The organism is Halonotius sp. F2-221B (genome assembly GCF_046719765.1).
GTDB lineage: Archaea > Halobacteriota > Halobacteria > Halobacteriales > Haloferacaceae > Halonotius.
On the sequence record NZ_JABEBY010000037.1, the window covers coordinates 1 to 1193 of the forward strand.

The window sequence follows — 1193 nt, forward strand, 5'->3', positions numbered from 1 at the left end:
GCACTCGAGCCGAGCCGTTCACCAGCTGGCACAGTAGCCAGTTGAAGAGATAACATTCGGACGAATGTTATCGCTGGCGAGACAAGCAAAGCTTGTCTCTGGTGAGACGAGTATAACTCGCCTCAATGTATGTTCACTGTACCCGGTATGCGTGCAGAACACGCAAACTGTAATGGGTCCAGTGGACGCCTGGATTGCACGTACACACGATCTCATTACGACCCAGGGTGGTAGATCTGGGACGCTCGATCCTTCCCAACCCGCTTTCACGGGATGGTGCATCGATCTTGTCGTATCACACCCCAACCGTGTAACCCGTATAAGGGACACGGTTCGAGTGCGTGCTGACATGGACTCAGTGGGATTTGAACCCACGGCATCCTCCTTGCAAAGGAGGCACTCTGCCGCTGAGCTATGAGCCCGCCTCGGTCGGATGCGCCGACCGAGAATCCTGTTAGCCTTGGTAGTTCGAAGGTGCCCGATCGCACGCGTGGGCCGAAGGAGTGCTCACTGGTCGGGGATGACCGGGGTGAGCTGACAGACGCAATGAGTATGAAGGGTGAGTCCACCCCAGAGGGGTGGATCTCGGACGTTAGGAGGTGATCCAGCCGCAGATTCCCCTACGGCTACCTTGTTACGACTTAAGCCCCCTTGCAAAGCCCAGATTTGACCCTGGTAACAGGGCCTCATCCGGACCTCACTCGGGTGCTTTGACGGGCGGTGTGTGCAAGGAGCAGGGACGTATTCACCGCGCGCTGCTGACACGCGATTACTACCGAATCCAGCTTCATGCGGGCGAGTTTCAGCCCGCAATCCGAACTACGACCAGGTTTGCGAGATTACCGTCACTTCTCAGTGTTGGAACCCGTTGTCCTGACCATTGTAGCCCGCGTGTTGCCCAGCCCATTCGGGGCATACTGACCTACCGTTGCCCATTCCTTCCTCCAGTTTAGCACTGGCAGTCTCCCTAATGTACCCACCCACCTGGCGGTGGTGCTGGCAATTAGGGACGTGGATCTCGCTCGTTGCCTGACTTAACAGGATGCCTCACGGTACGAGCTGACGGCGGCCATGCACCTCCTCTCATCAGCTCGGGCGGATGTCGTCAACATGACTGTCATTACTGATGTCGGGGCTGGTGAGATGTCCGGCGTTGAGTCCAATTAAACCGCAGGCTCCTCCGGTTGTAGTGC

Annotated in this window: 1 tRNA gene and 1 rRNA gene; both read right to left on the bottom strand. The window is 57.3% G+C overall.

From position 1 onward, the window contains the following. Positions 1–350: 350 nt before the first annotated feature. Positions 351–422: transfer RNA gene (locus tag HKK80_RS14925), tRNA-Ala, on the bottom strand. Between the two features lie 172 nt (positions 423–594). Then, a 16S ribosomal RNA gene (locus tag HKK80_RS14930) occupies positions 595–1193 on the bottom strand; the annotation flags it as partial.